The following is a 19,842-nucleotide window of genomic DNA, read 5'->3' as shown; positions in this document are numbered from 1 at the left end:
AACGCCAAAATTTTTGTGGATATATTATCATGGTAACCGAACAGGCATTAAAGCAACGTAGTAACTCAAGTTGTGAACTTTGTACTTCAACTGACAACTTAACGGTATTTCCTGTGCCGCCAACCAGTGATTTAAGTGCCCAGCAAAGCATTTATTTGTGTAACGTTTGTTTAGCACAAGTCGAAGGCAATGCTGAGCTTGATATTAATCATTTACGTTGTTTAACTGACGCGATGTGGAATCAAGAACCTGCAGTGCAAGTCATGGCTTATCGTCTGCTACATAAATTGTCAGCAGAAAGCTGGGCGCAAGATGCGCTAGATATGATTTATCTAGAAGATGCGGTAAAAACATGGGCAGAGCAGGGTATAGCTGCCGCTGAGCGCGAAGGGCCAACACGCGATAGCAATGGCGCTGAATTGCAAGATGGCGATAATGTCACCTTGATTAAAGATCTAAAAGTTAAAGGCGCAAACTTTACCGCTAAACAAGGCACCATGGTCCGTGGCATTAGCTTAACGGATAATCCAGAGCATATCGAAGGTAAAGTTAACGGAACGCGTATTGTGCTAGTAGCTAGCTATTTAAAGAAAGCCTAACGTTAAAACAGCGCTATTATAAGCCAATAAATAACGACGAAAGCACTATCAGCCTAACCTCTGCTTAGTGCTTTTTTTATTTGATGGTAGTTTGCCTTATCAGCAGTGACAAGTACGCTCAATTTGGGCGATCTTGTATCTGGGCATATCTGGGTATATTTGGCTCACTGGTTGGATTTTTTAGCCTTTTTTTTCATCTTACAATGATTAGGAGGGCGAGTACTGTTGCGCTGATTACTATGATGACACCTGTTTTATTTGTATTTAGGGGCAAGGTTAAATAATGAGCGGCGAAAAATAAAACCCGCTTAATGGTCAGCTTAAGCATAATTACCGTTAAAATAAAAACGCCAAATGCTATGCACTTGGCGTTTTTTATATTCAGGATGAATGGTCAGTTTTTATGTTTTCGACAAAAGCTAAGTACCGACATCCATCCCGGCAATGACAGGATCACATGAATGTGAAAGAGTGGCGATACTTAAGCTATTATAAGCCTAACTCACCATAGCTTTAACGATTTAATGCGATGTAGTCATTAACCATATCTTCTAATACGTTAAGCGGTACTGCGCCATTGGTTAATACAACATCATGAAATTGGCGGATATCAAACTTATCGCCTAACTGTTGTTTTGCTTTGGCTCGCAACTGCACAATTTTCAACATACCAATTTTATATGCTGTCGCTTGTGAAGGCATAACGGCATGACGTTCAACCATTTTTATCGCATCAGACTCTGCATTTGGCGTATTATTCATGTAATACGCTAGGCTTTTTGTACGATCCCATTTTTTATTGTGCATGCCAGTATCGACCACTAAACGGCAGGCGCGCCATAGCTCCATTGCCAAACGGCCAAAGTCAGCGTAAGGGTCTTGATAAAAGCCAATTTCTTTTGGGATCATCTCTGAATATAAACCCCAACCTTCACTATAAGCTGTGTAACCACCAAACTTTCTAAACTTTGGAATACCTTCAAGTTCTTGTTTTAGCGCTATTTGCATATGATGGCCAGGAATGCCTTCATGGTAAGCGAGTGCTTCCATTTGATACGTTGGCATGGCTGTCATATCGTAAAGGTTAGCGTAGTAAATACCAGGGCGTGAGCCATCAGGAGCGGGTTGTTGGTAAAAGGCTTTACCCGCAGATTTCTCTCTAAACGCTTCAACTTGTTTAACTTTTAAGTCTGCTTTTGGTTTAGTAATAAATAACTGATCTAGCTCATCTTTCATAGTATTAATGATGTCAGTTGCTTCAGTTAAATAACGCTGACGGCCAGCTTCATCGCCAGCATAATAAAATTGTGGGTCGTGGCGCATAAATTGGAAGAACTCGTTTAATGAGCCTTCAAAGTTAACCTTTTTCATGATCACGCGCATTTCATCATGTATGCGTGCAACTTCATCTACACCAATTTTATGAATTTCATCTGCGGTTAATTCAGTGGTGGTTGTTCGGTTTAGGGCATTATTATAAAATTTATCGCCTTGTGGAAATTTCCAGGCACCGTAGTTATCATCAGCTTGTTTTTCAAGTTCAGTTAAGTAGCTGACTAATGCTTGATAGCCGGTCTTAAACTCTGTCGTTAAGGCGCTTGCTAGCTCATCAGTTAAGGACTGTTTCTCTTCATCAGAGAGTTCTAATTGTGCTATTTTTTTATTAAAGTCTGTAAATAAAGTACTGTCAGCTTGATTATCAAATGGGGCACCTACCAGTAAATTGCTTGCATCGCGTATGACATGAGCAAAAACAAATTTGGGGGCAATAATACCTTTATCAGCTCTGATTTTAAGTTGATCAACCAATTGCTCCAGTAACAGTTTCGAGTTTTTTACACGGGCAATATAGTCATGGGCTTGCTTAGTGTCTTGAATACTATGTTGGTTAATCAGTAATGCGGGTATTTGTGAGTGCACCCCAAACATTTGGTTAACAGGGTAGTTATGGTGACGCCAAGGATAGTCAGCAATTTTTTGTGTTAATTTTTGTGAAAGTAGCTGGTAGCTCAACTGGGTTTGTTTATCGACATTATTGATGTCAATGACTTGAATTCGTTGCAGCGCTTGTTTAGCAAATTCGAGCTCTTGAGCACTATTTTCCTCTGATAGATCTTGCCACTTATCGTAGTCAGTTTTAATGCCAAGATAGGTTTGTCTAACAGGATTACGATTAACGCCTTCCATAAAAATAGTGTCAAATAACTCATTTGCTGCTTGAGAAGCTTCAGCTGTGCTATTAAGTTGTGCTGATGAAGATGGCATTGCAAGTGCATTATTGCCTTTAACAACGGGTGTTATAGTCTCATTACTGCAAGCAACGGATAGTACCGCAGTAATAGAGATAACAAGAAGTGATTTATTGAAGGTCATGTTGGAGTCCTATTTTAGTTTATGCGCTATATTGCCGTTATCTTTCGTTAGCGATCAAGCATGCCGCGCTCAATGGTGGTTTTTTTGCGATGACTTTCAGTTATTCTCTCATAGTTCAAATAAGAAATTTATGGTTTACCACATTAATCAACTTGCTATAGTAGTGTCATTGATGGATAAATTATTCGCCTTCGAGGTGACAAATAAATAAAGTATTGGCAAGTAATAGCCTTAGCCAAAAGCGTGCAGCTATGGTTAGCTTTCGACGGGCAATAATAAACGATAGAGCTTTTCTGTTAAGCTTACGAAAAGTAACGATGAACCAGCATTTACAATATGCTGGACTTTATCTTGATGATACAGCTCATCTGCTGCGCATTGATGAGTTTTTTTCTGATTCGTATATTATTTCATACCAAAATAAAGCGATTGGATTATTAAAATTAGGCTTGTTTGCTGATAAAATTCACCTGCGCCAATTTCAGTTATTACCGCAATATCAAGGTTTAGGAATCGGCAGTAGAGTGCTTGAGTTAGTTAAGCGTAAAGCTCAAGACAAACAGCTCGCTATTACGTTAAATGTATTGTTAAAAAATCCGGCTATTCAGTTATATTTACGCCATGATTTTGTTGTTATGGATAGCAATAAACTCGAGTATCAAATGCGCTGGCAATGTCATCAATAAATAGCAAGTTTCAGACCTTTAGCCGTTTAAAAATAGCCGTTTAAAAATTTAGTGCTTTTGGTCATCATACGCTGGATTTATTTTTCTCTAATTTAGGGCGCTCTTATTAAAATTAGTCTTAAGTTAGGCATAAGTTTAAACATAAGCTTAAACATAAGGTTAGACGTAAAGATCAATGTTAGCTTTGCAGGCTAACATTGACTTTAAAGCTAAAAAGCATAATTAGTTTAGTAAATTTTACCTTCAGTGGCTACTTGCGCTTTATCAATGCGCGTTGGTGTTACTGCGCCGTCAACAAGCGACTGTGTTGCTGTCGCTAACGATTCAATGACTTTATGCATCGATGATAAGTCTAAACTACTAATATTGTCGCTAACTTGATGATAATGTTGGTCCTTATCGAGTTGTGTACTGCTAAAACTGTGTGCAGGTACACCTAAACGCGCCAAAGTTGCATTGTCTGAGCGATAAAATAGCCCTTGTTTTGGGTAGGGGTCTTGGTATATTTGTGTGTTAAGCGCGATGAGTTTGTCATTGAGTAATGCGCCTAAATTAGAGCGTTCCATACCCGTCATCCAAACAGTTCCTGGACCAAATTTCGATGGTTTGCCAATCATTTCAATATTGATCATGGCAACCACGTTATCAGGGTTAAGCTGCTGTGAAAAATAGCTAGAACCAAAGCCGCCAATCTCTTCAGCAGTAAAAGCACTAAACATTAAAGTACGTTTGTTATCGCCTTTTTGGGCGTAATATTGCGCTAAATTTAATACCGCTGTCGTACCAGATGCATTGTCATCAGCGCCATTATAGATTTTTTTACCATCGTCTGTGATACCCAAGTGGTCGTAATGTGATGAGTATAAAACGATTTCTTTAGTGCTTTCAATACCGGGTAAGACACCCACTACATTGGTTAGCGATTGTTTAGTTATTATTGCACTGGCGTCAACGCTATAGTTTTCAATTTCATTTTCGTCACTTAATACCATGACAATAGCACCAGGATGTTCAAGTGAAAGCTTAGTTAAGCCACGATTAAAATAGTTTTGATAGGCCTTAAAGCTTTTGGCATGTGCGCTATTGATAATAACTAAGTGTTGACCACCTACTTGGTTTAACTCAGTTAAGATTTTACGTAAATCATCGGTTTTATCAACCCTATGGCTTTGTGCATTACCGAATTGCCAATTTACTTGTTCCATCGTTGTCGCTATAGCCAAGTATTCAGGACTAATTTTTTTACTATTTAACACCACGTTAAGCGTTTGAGCTTGAATTTGATTGACAGTAAAAGTTTGTAAGAACAGCGCAGGTTTATCTTTGGCGTCAAGAGTCGCATTAATGGCTGCTTTACTTAACGGGAGATTGTTTTGCAGGGGCTTTAGGCCAATATTAGCAAAGCGCTGAGCAATATAATTTGCCGCTTGGTCAATTTCAGGGCTAAAACTTGCCCGACCTTTTAAATTGTCAGCGGCTAAATAGGTAATATCTTTGACCACTTGTTTTAAGGGTATTGTTGCTGCAACGCTAGAAAATGAGCAGGTAATCGCTAACACAACCGACAATGTTTTGAGTTTATAATCAGTGTTTTTCTCTAGTGAAGAGTTAAATATGCGCATCATAGTTATTGGTGTTGCCATAGTATTTAAAGCTTTTTTATTGAAATTTCACATAGATAATCAAGTGGTTAACGCTAAGTGTCGTTATTCAATTAGCGCATATTAGGCTAAGGTTATTTAAGTTTATCGAGTTCAATTAATAGTGACTGTTCACCACAGGTAAGCCAGCACTGGCCATCTTGTATACTCACTTGAAACTCCATCGAGCGATTGGCGAGTAGCTCCAAAGCTTGTGATGTTTCTTCACTAAAGCTTTCTACCGATAGTTTATTGAGTTGATTTAGTTTACTTTTAGATTGTTGCCACCAGGTGTCTACGCTGCTGCCATAACAATAAAGCTTTACTTGTTGGGCGCGATTACAGGCTTTTTTCAGCCTTTTTTCATCGAGTTGGCCTAGCTCAATCCATAGTTCAATGACATCACTGTAATTAACTCGCCAAATGGCTGCTTCGTCCTCATCACTAACACCTTTACCAAATTGTAGGTTTTCACTGGCATTGAGGACATATGCAATGAGTCTGATCATCATACGACGGTCATTCTCAGAAGGGTGCTGTGCTATGGTTAATTGTATGGTGTCATAATAGTGACGATCCATATCAGAGAGATGGATCGTCGCTTTTTTGATGGTTGCTTTTAAGGCCATGAAGATTCTGAGTATTATTTTTGATTAATTAATTCAGTATATTAACGCGTATTAAGTCCTTGTGATAGCAACTTATAACAAGTGAATTAATTAATCTTCAGCTAGTATGTGCTATTTTACCAGCTACCTGAATTTTCCATACTTAACCAAGGTTCTTGTGGCGCTAATCGCTCACCTTTTTGCAATAATTCGATTGAAATATTATCAGGTGATTTAACAAATGCCATGTGGCCACAGCGTGGTGGTCGGTTAATAGTAATGCCGGCGGCCATTAGCTTTTCACATAAGGCATAGATATCGTCAACCTCAAAGGCTAAATGGCCAAAGTTTCTACCCACAGTATATTCTTCTGCTGAATGCCAGTTGTGGGTAAGTTCTATTTCAGCGGCACCCGGCTCTGTTGCTAAAAATATTAAGCTGAATTTACCTGCAGGAACGTCAAAACGGCGGGTTTCTATTAAGCCTAAATGCTTAATAAAAAAATCTAGTGACTTATCTAAGTCCGTAATACGAATCATAGTATGTAAAAATTTCATAGTTTACTCGTCCATTTTCTATTTAATGATAAAAATATTTAATGATAAAATTGATAACCTTATCATTTTTAGTCTTTGATAATATTATTTGGGGAGGTTTTTAAGTTATTTATTGTAAAAATATATCGCTCAGTTTCCACTTCCTACTTCCCCTGATGAAAGTATTGGTTTTTTGCTTTGCTAACAGGTAAAAATTATTGAGTTAAAGTTTAAGCACCATACTTATACTAGCGTTTATTTACCGTCGTGTTTTACCTCTTGGTATCTTTTACTGAAGAGAATTCTTGATGCTGAAAGCTTAATTAGCTCAATAATCGCATCAATTTAAATCGCATCAGTTAGGCTCATGGATGATGACATCTAATGTTAATTTTGCTGTACTGATTGTCGTTCAATAAGTTCAGGAATAAACATGTTGGTGATGTCTAACTCTTTTTGCTTATAAACATTTTTCAGGATCCATTGAGTAGACATTTTCGCCATATCGTTAATTGGAAAATTAATAGTGGTTAATTGAGGGTAGAGATACTCAGTGAAAAAAGCATTATCAAAACCAATAAATGAACATTGTTCGGGGATTAACAATTTATGATCCCTGGCTCCTCGCATGGCCCCAGATGCCATCTCATCATTTGAACAAGCAACAGCAGTAAATGTGGTTTTATGCTTGATGAGGTAATTAATACCATCTCGACCGCTTTTTGTTAAATAATCACCTTCATAGAGTAAACTTTCTTTAAAGGGGATATTGGCTTCAGCTAACGCTTTTTTATGGCCAGCTAAGCGTTCAGTAGAATCTTGTTTTGTTAAAGGTCCAGAGATATAAGCAATCTCTTTATGCCCTTGTTCAATTAAATATTTTGCGGCTAAATAACCGCCTAGTTCGTTATCTAAATAAAAGCAATGGTCACTAATTTCTGAGATATTGCGGTTCAAAATAACAAAAGGGGTTTTACCTTTACTTAATTTAATTAAGTAGGCATCTGAAATGGCGTCAACCAGTAAAATAAGTGCGTCACATTTTCGATCAATTAAAAAATCTAAGCCATTTATTTCACTTTTTTCATCACTATGACCTGCAGTAATAACCGCATGTTTACCTGCATTTCTGAGCTCTAATTCAATGCTGCTCAACATGGCACCAAAAAATGGACCATGTAACTCAGAAACTAGTACACCAACACTGTTTGAACGATTGGAAGCTAATGATCGGGCAATAGTATTTGGGCGATAGTTTAACTCGTTCATGGCTGCCACGACTTTTTCTTTAGTTTTTTTACTGACATGCTCATGATCATTTAGTACGCGAGATACAGATGATAATGAGACTCCCGCTAATGCGGAAACTTCGTATATAGTCGCCATTTTATTCCTTCATCTTTTTTATTAATGCTGCTTTAGAGGACTTAAACATAAAAGGTCTTAGCTAAACCCAATACTGAGCCTATAGTTATAACTGTTATAAGATACACAAATAATTTCTATTTTAGAAGCGCTTCCTATGACTGTAAATAATAGTTGCTTTTTATCTTAATGACATTCAATATGGAAGCGCTTCCAGTTTATTTTAAAAATACTTACTTAAGGACTGCCTGAGTGTATTAAAGTGGAAAATTATAAAAATAACAACAGCAGCAATGACCTGTTGTTCATAATTATTAGGGGAATTATATGGCTAGTACACCGGTTCAATCAAATGTGAATAGGTTTTCATCAAACACTGAAAACCAAAATTATACTTTTGCACTTACATCATTAACATCACTCTTTTTTATGTGGGGATTCATTACCTGCTTAAATGATATTTTAATTCCTCATTTGAAAGCTATTTTCGATTTATCTTATAGCCAAGCAATGCTAGTACAGTTTTGTTTTTTTAGTGCGTACTTTCTCGTTTCTATTCCAGCAGGAAAAATAGTTAAAAAAGTAGGTTTTCAAAAAGGCATTGTGCTTGGATTGATTGTTGCTGCCATTGGTTGTTTTGCTTTTTACCCAGCAGCAGCCATGCACAGCTACCCGGTATTTTTAATGGCACTATTTATATTAGCCAGTGGTATTACGATATTACAAGTGTCAGCTAATCCTTATGTCAGTATTTTAGGCAATCCTGAAACAGCCTCTTCACGTCTGACGATGACACAGGCATTTAATTCACTTGGCACCACGGTCGCGCCATTTTTTGGTGCTTATTTGATCTTAGATCAAGTAGCAGAATCAATGTCGGTCGCTCAACAAGCAGAATCAGTGCAATTACCTTATGTTTTACTCGCCGGTTTATTATTAATACTGGCGGCTATTTTTTCTTATATAAAATTACCTGTCATTGAGCATATTGAAGAGTCAGTGGCTGAAAAACCGATAGCAGGTAGCGCTTGGGAATATCGTCATTTAGTTTTAGGTGCCATTGGTATTTTTGTTTATGTGGGGGCTGAGGTTTCTATTGGCAGCTTTTTAGTCAGCTTTTTTAATGATCCGAACATTGCTGGTTTAGAAGAATCACAAGCAGCAAAATATATTGCCTATTATTGGGGGGGGGCGATGGTGGGACGATTTATTGGTGCCGCGGTTATGCAAAAATTAGCCGCAGGAAAAGTATTAGCCTTCAACGCTTTTATGGCAGTAGTATTTATTATTATTACTATCTTTGCATCTGGTCAAATAGCGATGTTGGCCATTCTGTTAGTAGGTTTATGTAATTCAATTATGTTCCCTACCATCTTTAGTTTGGCCATTAATGGCCTAGGCCAGCATACCAGCCAAGGCTCAGGTATTTTATGTTTGGCGATTGTTGGTGGTGCTATTTTACCACTGATTCAAGGTGTTTTAGCCGACAGTATTGGCCTACAAAACTCATTTTTCTTACCCATTATTTGCTATGCATTCATTGCTTATTATGGCTTGTCAGGTAGTAAACCTGTATCAGTAAAGGTATAAATATTGTTATGTTTATTCAAATAAATTCACTTAAAAGCGTTGCTAAACCCTTCATGGGGATTGCTGTCGCCATGTCACTTTTTGCTTGTACTGATAACGCTAACTCTAACGCTAACTCGGATATAGCTCAGGTTGATGTTGCCCCTTATGGCGAAAACAATATAGCCATTTGGCCGGTACTTGATATTGAAGTTAAAAAAGACAGTAACGTTGAAACTAAAGTCGCGAAAATTTTAGCGACTATGACGTTAGAGCAAAAAGTTGCCCAGATGATCCAACCTGAAATCCGAGACATTACGGTTGAAGATATGCGTAAATATGGTTTTGGCTCATATTTAAATGGTGGGGGTGCTTTTCCTGATAATAATAAGCACGCAACACCTGCTGATTGGATAAAATTGGCTGAATCTCTGTATCAAGCATCAATCGATGACTCAGTAGATGGGACAAATATTCCAACTATGTGGGGTACTGATGCAGTACATGGTCATAACAATGTGATTGGCGCAACATTATTTCCACATAACATTGGCTTAGGCGCGGCAAATAATGCTGAACTTATGGAAAATATCGCCAGTATCACGGCTAAAGAAGTGATGGTAACCGGTATTGATTGGGTGTTTGCTCCTACGGTTGCCGTTGTTAGAGATGATCGTTGGGGCAGAACCTATGAAGGTTATTCTGAAGACCCTGAAATAGTTGGCTTATATTCGGCCGCTATTGTAAAAGGGCTGCAAGGTGCTGTAGGCGATGACTTTTTAGGCGACACTCGCGTTATCAGTACAGTTAAGCACTTTATTGGTGATGGTGGCACAAAAGGTGGTGATGACCAAGGGGATAACTTAGATAGTGAAAGAGATCTTTTTAAACATCATGCCCAAGGTTATGTTGGTGGCTTAACGGCTGGCGCGCAATCAGTAATGGCATCATTCAATAGCTGGCATGGCGCTAAAACGCATGGCAACAAGTATTTAATGACCGATGTTTTAAAAGATCGTATGGGCTTTGACGGCTTTGTTGTTGGTGACTGGAATGGTCATGGCCAAGTAAAAGGCTGTACTAACGAAAGCTGTCCACAAGCAGTCAATGCGGGCTTAGACATCTATATGGTGCCAACAGCTGCTTGGAAACCTTTGTATGAAAATACCATTAAACAAGTTAACAATGGTGAAATTAGCTTATCAAGAATAGATGATGCGGTTAGCCGTATTTTAAGAGTAAAAATTCGTGCAGGTTTATTCACTAAACCCAGTCCAAAAAATCGTCCATTATCAGGTAAAACTGACTTAATTGGCTCAGCAGAGCATCGTTTAGTTGCTCGTCAAGCCGTACGTGAATCTTTAGTTTTGCTTAAAAATAAAGCTAATTTATTACCCTTAACGCCGAGTGCAAATGTATTAGTTGCAGGAGATGGCGCTGACAATATTGGTAAGCAGTCAGGAGGATGGAGTATTACTTGGCAAGGTACAGGTAACACTAACGCTGATTTTCCGGGTGGGTCTTCGATTTATGACGGTATAGAGCAAGTTGTTAATGCGGCTGGCGGTAAAGTGCAATTAAGCCCTACAGGTGAGTTCACTGAAAAACCAGATGTTGCTATTGTTGTTTTTGGTGAGGAACCCTATGCCGAGGGTAATGGCGACTTAGATAACCTTGAGTATCAACGCGGTAATAAAACCGATTTAGCTTTACTCAAACGTTTAAAAGCACAAGGGATACCTGTTGTTTCTGTTTTTATTAGTGGACGACCAATGTGGGTAAATGCGGAACTTAATGCGTCAAATGCTTTTGTTGCTGCTTGGTTGCCAGGTTCAGAAGGCAATGGTGTCGCTGACGTTTTATTTAGTAAAGCGGATAGCAGTTTACGTTATGACTTTAAGGGTAAGCTTTCATATTCATGGCCTGCTAGTGCGGATCAAACCTCTGTTAATAGATTTGATGAAAACTATCAACCCCTATTACCTTATGGTTTTGGTTTAAGCTATCAGCAGCAAGATAATAAAAAAATGACCCTATTGTCTGATCAGTTAAATGAAGTCTCTAAAATATCTTCTGATGAGTTAGCCACTTTTAAAATATTTGAATTAGCGATTAAGCAGCCATGGAGTGTTGCGTTGCAATCAGGTGAACAGTCATCTCCTGTAACTTCAAATACGCAGTCATTAGGGGCTATTACCTTAAGAACTATGGACAAAGTGGTACAAGAAGATGCTAGAACCATAACCTTTGACGGCAGTGAACTAGCAGGTGTCAATATCTTTAGTAACTTTCCGGAAGATTTGCGGGCATATAGCGAGGCTGACTCGGTATTAAGTTTTAGCGTGCGTTTAGAAACTACACCAGTAGCACCGATTAATTTAGCTATGAGTTGTGAAGGGGATTGCAAAGGTTCACTTGATATCACCTCATTGTTAATTAACCAGAGTTTAAATGAATGGCATAACGTGACGATCGACTTAGCTTGCTTTAAAAAAGCAGGTACAGATTTCTCCAAAATTATGTCGCCTTTTAACTTGTCTACTCAAGGCAAAGTTTCATTAAGCTTCGCTGATATAAACTTAACGCCACAAGGTATTGATAAAGCAACAATGAGCTGTGATTAAACTATTATTGACGCGTTAAATTAAACCGCCGTATGACTAGAATTACGGCGGTAACTACTGATTGCAATTTATTAATAAAAACATATATATAACAAGGACTTTTCTATGCAGCATTTAACATTATTACTCATAGCCTGTTCAATGACTTTACTCGGATGTGGTGGTGGATCGGGTAACAACACGAACACGACTAATATATCAACTACGCCAGCTACAGATATATCTTCTGATCATGCGAGTGAAGAGAGTAAAGACCCAACAACTGCTTCTGTAGTGAATAATCAATGGCAGTTAATTTGGCAGGATGAATTTAATGATAACAATATTGATTTAAACAAATGGAGTTTTGAGGTCAATTGTTTTGGTGGGGGTAATGATGAACAACAATGTTATACCGACCGAGAAGATAATGCTTTTATTGAACAAGGTATTTTGAAAATAGTGGCATTAAAAGAAAATTTTACCGGTCCTGCGGCACATGACGATGATACTAATTACAACGCTATGAATACCCGCACTCTACCTTATACATCAGCACGTTTACGCAGCAAAAACAAAGGTGACTGGACTTTTGGACGCTTTGAAATTAGCGCTAAATTACCGCAAGGACAAGGCACTTGGCCAGCCATTTGGATGCTGCCTACTGACTGGGCTTATGGTGGATGGGCTGGCTCGGGTGAAATTGATATTATGGAAGCGGTGAACTTAAAAACACAATCAGATGAAGCGGGTGCGAGCTCAGGAGAAGAAGAATCACGTGTGCATGGCACGCTTCATTATGGCCGTGCCTGGCCTGAGAATGTTTATTCGGGTAAAGGATTTAACTTACCTGATGGTGTAAACCCTGCAGATGGTTTCCACGAATACGCTGTTGAATGGCAAGCAGGGGAAATTCGTTGGTATGTTGATGATATTCATTTTGCTACCCAGCGTGATACCGGCTGGTATAGCCAATATATGAATGATGAGGGTTTATTGGTAAACGGTGAGGGTGGTGCACCTTTTGATCAAAAATTTCATTTATTATTAAATTTTGCTGTTGGCGGGAATTGGTCCGCTTCGGTTAACGACAAAGGCATTAATGACAGTGTATTTCCACAATCATTAGAAATAGATTATGTCCGAGTGTATGAATGCTCAGTGTCACCTCTCACAGGTGCTGGCTGCGCAACAATCGGTGATGACGCCGCTTTAGTGGGTGGTAAGCAAGCACCGGCGCTGTAACGTTAATATAGAATTGACTAAATTGAAATTTCTGCTAACTAATATCTTTATGATGCTAGTTAGCATTTTTTTTGATGTATAAACTAATGTTACGATAGGTATCAACCCAGTAAATATCTTTATTTTTTGCTAAGAAATCTAGTAGCTCCTGATGAGCCTTTATAGAAACAGGCAGATGATCACCGCCAACGCCGTGAAAAGTAAAATTAGCGATAGTACCGTAGAAAGCCGCTTGCTTTGCATAAGCTATTAACTCAGTCCCCGAGTTCCCCGATGGCGACCAAACTGCAGCATCCATCACATTGATTGAACTGCGACTTTTTGGGATTTTACCGACATGAGATTTAATGCCGACAAAAGCATCATGAAGCGCATGCACGTAATTTTTATGCTCAACCAACTGATCGGCACAAGGTACAGTAAAGGTTCTTAGCGTTTCACCATCAATAGCTTTTAAAAATGTATTAGCGGTATTAATCTCTTGAATAATTTCATCAAATTGTTTTTTATCAAGATCATTGTAGGTTAGTACCCAATCTCTGCCAGGTAGCGAGCCATGACAGGCATGATTTATTGAATGATTACCTAATTCATGGCCCTGTTTAGCTATGTGACGCCATTCTTCTAAGCGGTTACTAACCGTTGGTGAACTCAAGGTTAAATAGAATGAAGCTTTTAAATTGAGCTTATTTAGCGCAGGCAAGGCATGATCTAACTGACTATTTAATGCATCATCATAGGCCAGACTAATCGCTGCTTTAGCATGATTAGGCCATTCGAAAATTGTCTTAGCTGATGCGTTTGAGCAAATGAATATTGATAATATCGTTATCGTTTTCAAGTTATGTAAATTCTATAAAAACATTTGCCGTGAGCCGACCTGTTTTGGGATTTGGGTCTATATCATTTTCAGGGGAAATAATGATCGAATGAAGTAATTGTCCAGGATAAATAACTAAACGATTGGGTTTATATTCAATTTGTTGATATAACTCAAAATGCTCATTTGAACGAATACAATATTCCTGAGCAGACTCGCCATTATTATCAATAAAGCGTTGAGCCGAAGTTAAATAATATTCCACATTATGCGTTTCAATTTTGTCTAACCCCGTAGGTTTGTGACGAAATAAGCCTGTATTGCCGTGCTTATCATTATTGAGGTAATGCAAAATAGCAAAGTAAAATGGCCTACTGGTGTCAAAATGAGGCATGCGCTGCAGTAAGTTTAACTCGGTTGCGGCTGTAGTGATCAAAGAAAAATAAGCTTCTTGAGGTTTTAATTGTAAGTGCTGAGGAATGTTATAGATATGGCAAATATCTTGATAAATGGCTTGTAGTACATTGATGACATAGTTTTTAGGTAAAGGTGCTCTTATACCTGGGTAATAAGTGTTATCAAGTGCTTTAAATTCAGCATGAGCACAAGCGTGAGCAATAATGTCATGGGTATCAATAGCAAAGTCATCAATGACGATCACCGGTGTTTTATCAACACCGACGGTCATTATTTTAAGCTTAATATCGCGATTTATTTGTATAGCTAAGTCATTCATTTTTTATATCATAAAATAGAACAATTAATCGGCAGCGCAGTAAGATCTGCCGGAATATTTTATTTTTCAATCCGTTACATCGTAGTGGATTTACAATAATGATTGATAAAATCGTTATTGTCAGGCCAGTTATCCACTTTGCGTTTTACGGCTGATTTTATATTATTTAAAAAGCTCGTTAATTCTTCATCGCTCATCAAATCTACAATAGGATGATATTGCTCAGGCATTAACCCTTGTCCCATCATGACTTGTATCCAAGAGGTTTCACCGAATAAGTCTTCTGCTTTTTTAAATACCTGGCCACTTTCCTTAAACAACGACATACGATGTTTTAAGGTATCTGGAATTTCCATATTTTTGCAATAGCGCCAAAATGGTGAATCTGTGCGCTCTGTTAAATGATAATGCAGAATAATAAAATCTTTAATGTTGTCGACTTCAGTTTTAGTTTGGCTATTAAATTCATCAACATCAGCTTGATTAATACCCTGAGAAGGAAACATTTGCATTAATCGCACAATGGATTTTTGAAATAAATGTATACCGGTTGACTCCAATGGCTCGATAAAACCAGAAGATAAGCCAATAGCAACACAGTTTTTATTCCAATGTTTACGGCGTGTGCCGGTTTTATATTTGATCACACGAGGTTCGTTGAGCAACTCACCTTGAACATTCGCTAAAAGTGTTTGCTTAGCTTCTTCATCTGTCATATATTTACTGCAAAAGACTAAACCATTACCGGTGCGGTTTTGCAGCGGTATTTGCCATTGCCATCCAGAGTCCCTAGCGATAGCGCGGGTATATGGAACCGGTTTTCTGACCATTTTAGTTTGTACTGCGATAGCACTGTCACAAGGTAAGATGTGACTCCAATCTTCAAAACCTGTATTTAGTGCTCCTTCGATTAACATGCCTTTAAAGCCAGTACAGTCGATGAAGAGATCCCCCTCAACAATTTTACCTGATGCTAAAGTAATTGAGTCTATATAGCCGGATTCGTTATCTAGATTAACCTGGGATATTTTACCTTCAATGCGTGTTGTGCCATGTTTTTCAGCAAGACTTCTTAAAAACTTAGCATAGAGCCCAGCATCAAGGTGATAAGCATGGTTTAACTCTTGATTTGCTAAAACGGCAAACTTTCCGGCTCTTGCGCCCAAATGTTCAGGAACATAATCACCAATATCAGAAACAATGCCTTTTGCACGGCCTTTTAGCCAAAAATGTTGAAAACCAGCCGCCCAACAACCTTTACCTAGAAAACCAAAGGAATGAATATAATCTTTACTTATGTCGCGCCAGTTTTCAAAAGAAATGCCCAGCTTAAAGGTGGCATTGGTTGCTGCCATAAACTCTTGTTCATTAATGCCTAATAATTGGTGAAAAATATGTAAGGTAGGAATCGTTGCTTCACCAACGCCAACCGTAGGGATTTCGTCTGACTCTATTAAAACAACCTCTATGCCTTTACCTAATAATTTTGAGAGTGCTGCTGCTGTCATCCAACCCGCAGTACCACCACCAGCAATAACGACTTTTTTAATTTTTTTGTTTTGTGTTTTCAAAATAAAACCTTATTAATTAACTTTAGTAGGATGATTTGTTGTACTTAGTTACTATCGTTTTAATTTATTCAGTAAATCTGCGCGTATTTGTTTCGCTAATAATTCATCAAGGGGTTTTGACAATCGGCCTTGAGCAGCGGTAGGAATATGAGAGAAATCTTCTTGGTCATGCTCAAAAATATAATAGTTAAATTGCGCTTGCCATGCTTTTCGCTGAGCTAAAGGCAAGTCTTTTAAGCTTAACATCGCCAACATAAGGGCATTGTTAGGGCGTCCCATAAATGCGGGGCTATCACGCCACCAATGGGTTACTAGCACGTTAAACGCGGTTAAACTTTCAACATGATGCCACCACATACTAGGTAAAAATAGGGCATCGCCAGCGTCCAACTCGGCAACTTGTGCCGAGGCTAACGCTTGTTTAAACTTTGGATATTTAACAAAATCAGGGTGGTCAAAGTCCACTAAACTAATTTCTTGTCCACCGGGGGAAAACTCCATCGGGCCAACATACAAATTTTCAAGCTGCTCGGGTGGGAACAAAGTAAATTTACGACTACCCACCACACAACAAGCTAAATTATTAGGGAAATCAAAATGTGCAGCTATTTTGCTTTTATTGCCTAACCATATACTGGTTAACGGCTTTAAATGGTCGATGGAGGCATTGTTTTCTTCATTATAGCCAGGTAAGCAATGGTTAATTTCAGTCGAACCGACATACATTGTCGGTGGTTGCGGATCATTGACATGCTCAAGTAACTTGTCAAGCACTTGGTTCAGGTTGGCTTTTGAACTGTTAAAATTAAAACCTGTCATGTTTTCATTGTAAAAAACACGGCCATTATTTTTAGGCTCACCATAATAGGCAGTTATAGGCGCATTGGTATAAAACTTTCTTAAGTAATCAGCAGCCAATTGTGGCGAGGTTTTACCCGCAATAACTGCCGGCCAATTACTGCCAAAATTTTTCAAAATCATGGGCTCAGTAGAAGACAAGACAAATTCTGGAATATTGCCGGGTTGGCAATGGTGAATTTCTTTTACTTTATGATTAATTGTTAGCACCTAATCACCTTATTTAGCTCTGTATTAATGGTTTTACAAACCCAACTGTTCATTTTTTTTATTCATTAACGCTCGAACATTTGATTGCGAAGCAATCGCCATATAAATGGCTTGTAAATATCCCAACTGATGCAGTTTGGCCAAAGTATCCGGGGTTAGCGTTTTTAATTTATCTTCATTAATAGTATAAAAACCAACCATTTGGTTTTGGCTTTTATCGTTTAATGTCATATCTAGCGAGAAAGGCTCTAACAACTCATGTTCAATCAGTAATTCCATAAATAACTTACTGTCGATAAGGCCATGATGCATGGTTTCGAGTATATCTGCGGCATTATCTAAGTAAGGGGTATTGCCACCAAACTCTAAAAACAGTGCTTCACCTTTGTCTTGGCTCACTCTTGGGTGTTCAAGATCAATATGTAACACTCTTTGTTCTTTTTCTTCGCCATCTTCTACAACTTTTTGTACGCCAATTAAGAACGGCTGTCTTGCTACGCTTAATGGAATGTAAGGTGCCTGCCAGCCATCTTTTGATAAAAATAAGTTTTCATTTTCTTGAAAACCAAATAGCGCAACCGCATAAAATTGACCTGTACTTGAGTCTTTATTAAAAAATATCGGATAATAGGCCTGAACGCTTCTAAATTCAGTGGGGAAGGTTAGGGTAAACCAAACATTGTCGCCGTATTTTTCTTCACGTTCGGTAATAACTTTTAAATTTTGATGATCGGTACTATTTAGTAATACGTGATTTGCCATTTTCATTCCAAATTATGTTGTTTACTGATGTGTGGCTAGATTTTTTAAGCGTTGGTATCGCTATATTTTTGGTAAGCCATATTTTTTAATTTTATTAATTAATTCACGATTTGTTGGCAAGGCAGATAATAGTTGTTTTGTTCGTTGTACATTTTCATTGAACAAAGCCTCTGCTTTTGCTGATTGGTCTGTTCTTTTTTTATGGGGAGCTTGGGTAACAAAGCCCATACCATATAAAACGAATTGAAAACTTGCTGGCGGAAACATTTCTTCCGTATGAATTGCATCGTATTTATATGGCGCTTGATATTGCCATAATGCTAACTGTTCTCGTAAGCTCTCTGGGATATGCATTTCATTTTTATTATCGCACCAATAATCTGAATCCGTTCTTTTACTTAGCACGTAATGCAATTTGAGGAAATCAATGATGTTGTCCCAACGATGTAAAAACTTGCTATTAAAGCGCTTAGCCACAATGTCCATTGCTTGACGGTTTACAGGTAGTTGTTCACTGATCATTTTAGCTGAGAGCTCTATTAACACTAATGCTGAAGCTTCTAGCGGCTCAATAAACCCAGCAGACATTCCTACAGCCACACAATTTTTATGCCAGAACTTTTCTCTGTGTCCAGGGTTTAGTGCTATTTTACGAATCATTGCCGCGTTGGCAGACTTTTTACCCATAAGAGGAGTAATGTACTCTATTAACTCTTCCTCAGCTTTTGTATCGCTAATATGAGCACTAGAGTAGGTGTAACCGACACCACGGCGTGAAGGTAAGCCTATATCCCAAATCCAACCGGCAGTTTGCGCGGTTGATGAAGTAAAAGAAGCAATAGGGCTATCTTCATTTTCATGAGGAACATGAATCGCTAGAGCGGAATCATTAAATAAAATATGTTTTTTACTGATGAAAGGAATTTTGTAGTGTTTAGCTAATAAAATCGATGCTGAGCCTGTACAGTCAATAAATAAATCAGCAGAAATATCACCATGTTTTGTGGTGGTAATTGAGGCTATATCTTCATTCTTTGCTGAGTTGATCTTACTGACATGATCAACAATGTGTTTAACATGCAATTTTTCAGTGCAGTGTTTGCGTAAAAAACGACCAAATTTAACTGAATCTAAATGATAACCATAATTGGCTGCAAATGAATATTCAGCGCTGGTGATTTGTTTTGGGGCTAGACCATGAGCGCCTAAATGACTTTGTTGACAAACGGCATCGGCAAAACTGATTTTATCTCGAAATGGTTGCCAATACGATGATAGGTTTATGTCATTAAAGCCATGTGGCAAGGTAAAAGGATGATAATAGCCTTCATGAGTATTGGTAATCCAATGAGTAAATTTTGACCCTTGTTTAAAGCTAGCATCACACTCGATGAGAAATTCAGTTTCTGAAATCCCCATTTTTTTCAAGGTAGTACGCATTGATGGCCAAGTGCCTTCGCCAACCCCCATAGTGGCAACATCTGCAGATTCAACTAGGGTGATTTCGATACCTGAATCTTGAGCACTGGCGTGTTCTGCCGCAATTATTCCAGCGGTCAACCAGCCAGCCGAGCCACCACCAACAATCACAATTTTCTTTAATGGTTTATTCATAAATTTACTTAAAATTAAAATATTTACAAAAAACATAAGAACATATT

The 19,842-nt window shown here is 38.2% G+C and carries 16 protein-coding genes; 5 read left to right on the top strand and 11 right to left on the bottom strand.

The window, feature by feature from the left end; translation table 11 throughout:
* Window positions 1-29: 29 nt before the first annotated feature.
* Window positions 30-599, top strand: a complete 570-nt coding sequence (locus H4J65_RS10805) for a PhnA domain-containing protein (RefSeq protein ID WP_182185736.1) — start codon at window positions 30-32, stop codon at window positions 597-599.
* A gap of 513 nt (window positions 600-1,112) precedes the next feature.
* Here the strand turns inward: H4J65_RS10805 and H4J65_RS10800 are convergent.
* A complete protein-coding gene (locus H4J65_RS10800) occupies window positions 1,113-2,972 on the bottom strand; it encodes a DUF885 family protein (protein ID WP_182198160.1) in 1,860 nt (619 codons plus the stop codon).
* 317 nt (window positions 2,973-3,289) lie between these two features.
* Here H4J65_RS10800 and H4J65_RS10795 point away from each other — a divergent pair, with 317 nt between their 5' ends.
* Window positions 3,290-3,658 carry a GNAT family N-acetyltransferase gene (locus H4J65_RS10795; RefSeq protein WP_182198159.1) on the top strand — a complete coding sequence of 123 codons (369 nt, stop codon included), beginning with the start codon at window positions 3,290-3,292 and terminating at the stop codon, window positions 3,656-3,658.
* 227 nt (window positions 3,659-3,885) lie between these two features.
* On the opposite strand, the gene H4J65_RS10790 is transcribed toward H4J65_RS10795, so the two are convergent.
* From H4J65_RS10790 to H4J65_RS10775, 4 genes are all read right to left on the bottom strand, one after another.
* Window positions 3,886-5,301, bottom strand: coding sequence for a M28 family metallopeptidase (locus tag H4J65_RS10790; RefSeq protein WP_182198158.1), 1,416 nt, complete (start codon window positions 5,299-5,301; stop codon window positions 3,886-3,888).
* A 92-nt stretch (window positions 5,302-5,393) separates the two neighbouring features.
* Window positions 5,394-5,927: a YaeQ family protein gene (locus H4J65_RS10785; RefSeq protein WP_182137658.1), complete on the bottom strand. Its 534-nt coding sequence runs from the start codon at window positions 5,925-5,927 to the stop codon at window positions 5,394-5,396.
* Between the two features lie 116 nt (window positions 5,928-6,043).
* On the bottom strand, window positions 6,044-6,463 hold the full coding sequence (locus H4J65_RS10780) for a VOC family protein (RefSeq protein ID WP_182185749.1): 420 nt from the start codon (window positions 6,461-6,463) through the stop codon (window positions 6,044-6,046).
* Window positions 6,464-6,829: 366 nt separating this feature from the next.
* Window positions 6,830-7,828, bottom strand: a complete 999-nt coding sequence (locus H4J65_RS10775) for a LacI family DNA-binding transcriptional regulator (protein WP_182198157.1) — start codon at window positions 7,826-7,828, stop codon at window positions 6,830-6,832.
* Window positions 7,829-8,134: 306 nt separating this feature from the next.
* Between H4J65_RS10775 and H4J65_RS10770 the strand changes: the two genes are divergently transcribed.
* From H4J65_RS10770 to H4J65_RS10760, 3 genes are all read left to right on the top strand, one after another.
* Window positions 8,135-9,397 (top strand): sugar MFS transporter, encoded by a 1,263-nt coding sequence (locus H4J65_RS10770; protein WP_182185753.1) that lies wholly within the window; start codon window positions 8,135-8,137, stop codon window positions 9,395-9,397.
* 53 nt (window positions 9,398-9,450) lie between these two features.
* Window positions 9,451-12,000, top strand: coding sequence for a glycoside hydrolase family 3 N-terminal domain-containing protein (locus H4J65_RS10765; protein ID WP_182198224.1), 2,550 nt, complete (start codon window positions 9,451-9,453; stop codon window positions 11,998-12,000).
* A 105-nt stretch (window positions 12,001-12,105) separates the two neighbouring features.
* Window positions 12,106-13,224: a glycoside hydrolase family 16 protein gene (locus H4J65_RS10760; protein WP_259367584.1), complete on the top strand. Its 1,119-nt coding sequence runs from the start codon at window positions 12,106-12,108 to the stop codon at window positions 13,222-13,224.
* A gap of 55 nt (window positions 13,225-13,279) precedes the next feature.
* On the opposite strand, the gene H4J65_RS10755 is transcribed toward H4J65_RS10760, so the two are convergent.
* From H4J65_RS10755 to H4J65_RS10730, 6 genes are all read right to left on the bottom strand, one after another.
* Window positions 13,280-14,065: a polysaccharide deacetylase family protein gene (locus H4J65_RS10755; RefSeq protein WP_182198156.1), complete on the bottom strand. Its 786-nt coding sequence runs from the start codon at window positions 14,063-14,065 to the stop codon at window positions 13,280-13,282.
* A gap of 1 nt (window position 14,066) precedes the next feature.
* Window positions 14,067-14,780, bottom strand: coding sequence for a DUF6445 family protein (locus H4J65_RS10750; protein ID WP_182198155.1), 714 nt, complete (start codon window positions 14,778-14,780; stop codon window positions 14,067-14,069).
* A gap of 74 nt (window positions 14,781-14,854) precedes the next feature.
* Window positions 14,855-16,351: a tryptophan halogenase family protein gene (locus tag H4J65_RS10745; RefSeq protein WP_182198154.1), complete on the bottom strand. Its 1,497-nt coding sequence runs from the start codon at window positions 16,349-16,351 to the stop codon at window positions 14,855-14,857.
* 51 nt (window positions 16,352-16,402) lie between these two features.
* On the bottom strand, window positions 16,403-17,419 hold the full coding sequence (locus H4J65_RS10740) for a cupin-like domain-containing protein (RefSeq protein ID WP_182198153.1): 1,017 nt from the start codon (window positions 17,417-17,419) through the stop codon (window positions 16,403-16,405).
* 33 nt (window positions 17,420-17,452) lie between these two features.
* The gene (locus tag H4J65_RS10735) at window positions 17,453-18,181 is read right to left on the bottom strand and encodes a SapC family protein (protein WP_182198152.1); all 729 of its coding nucleotides are present in this window, start codon (window positions 18,179-18,181) and stop codon (window positions 17,453-17,455) included.
* A 60-nt stretch (window positions 18,182-18,241) separates the two neighbouring features.
* Window positions 18,242-19,795, bottom strand: coding sequence for a tryptophan halogenase family protein (locus tag H4J65_RS10730; RefSeq protein ID WP_182198151.1), 1,554 nt, complete (start codon window positions 19,793-19,795; stop codon window positions 18,242-18,244).
* Window positions 19,796-19,842: the final 47 nt, after the last annotated feature.

The sequence above is a fragment of the Colwellia sp. MB02u-9 genome (assembly GCF_014077085.1).
Classification (GTDB): domain Bacteria; phylum Pseudomonadota; class Gammaproteobacteria; order Enterobacterales; family Alteromonadaceae; genus Cognaticolwellia.
The sequence above is the reverse complement of the archived record's forward strand: the minus strand, read 5'-3'. Positions and strand labels throughout refer to the sequence as shown.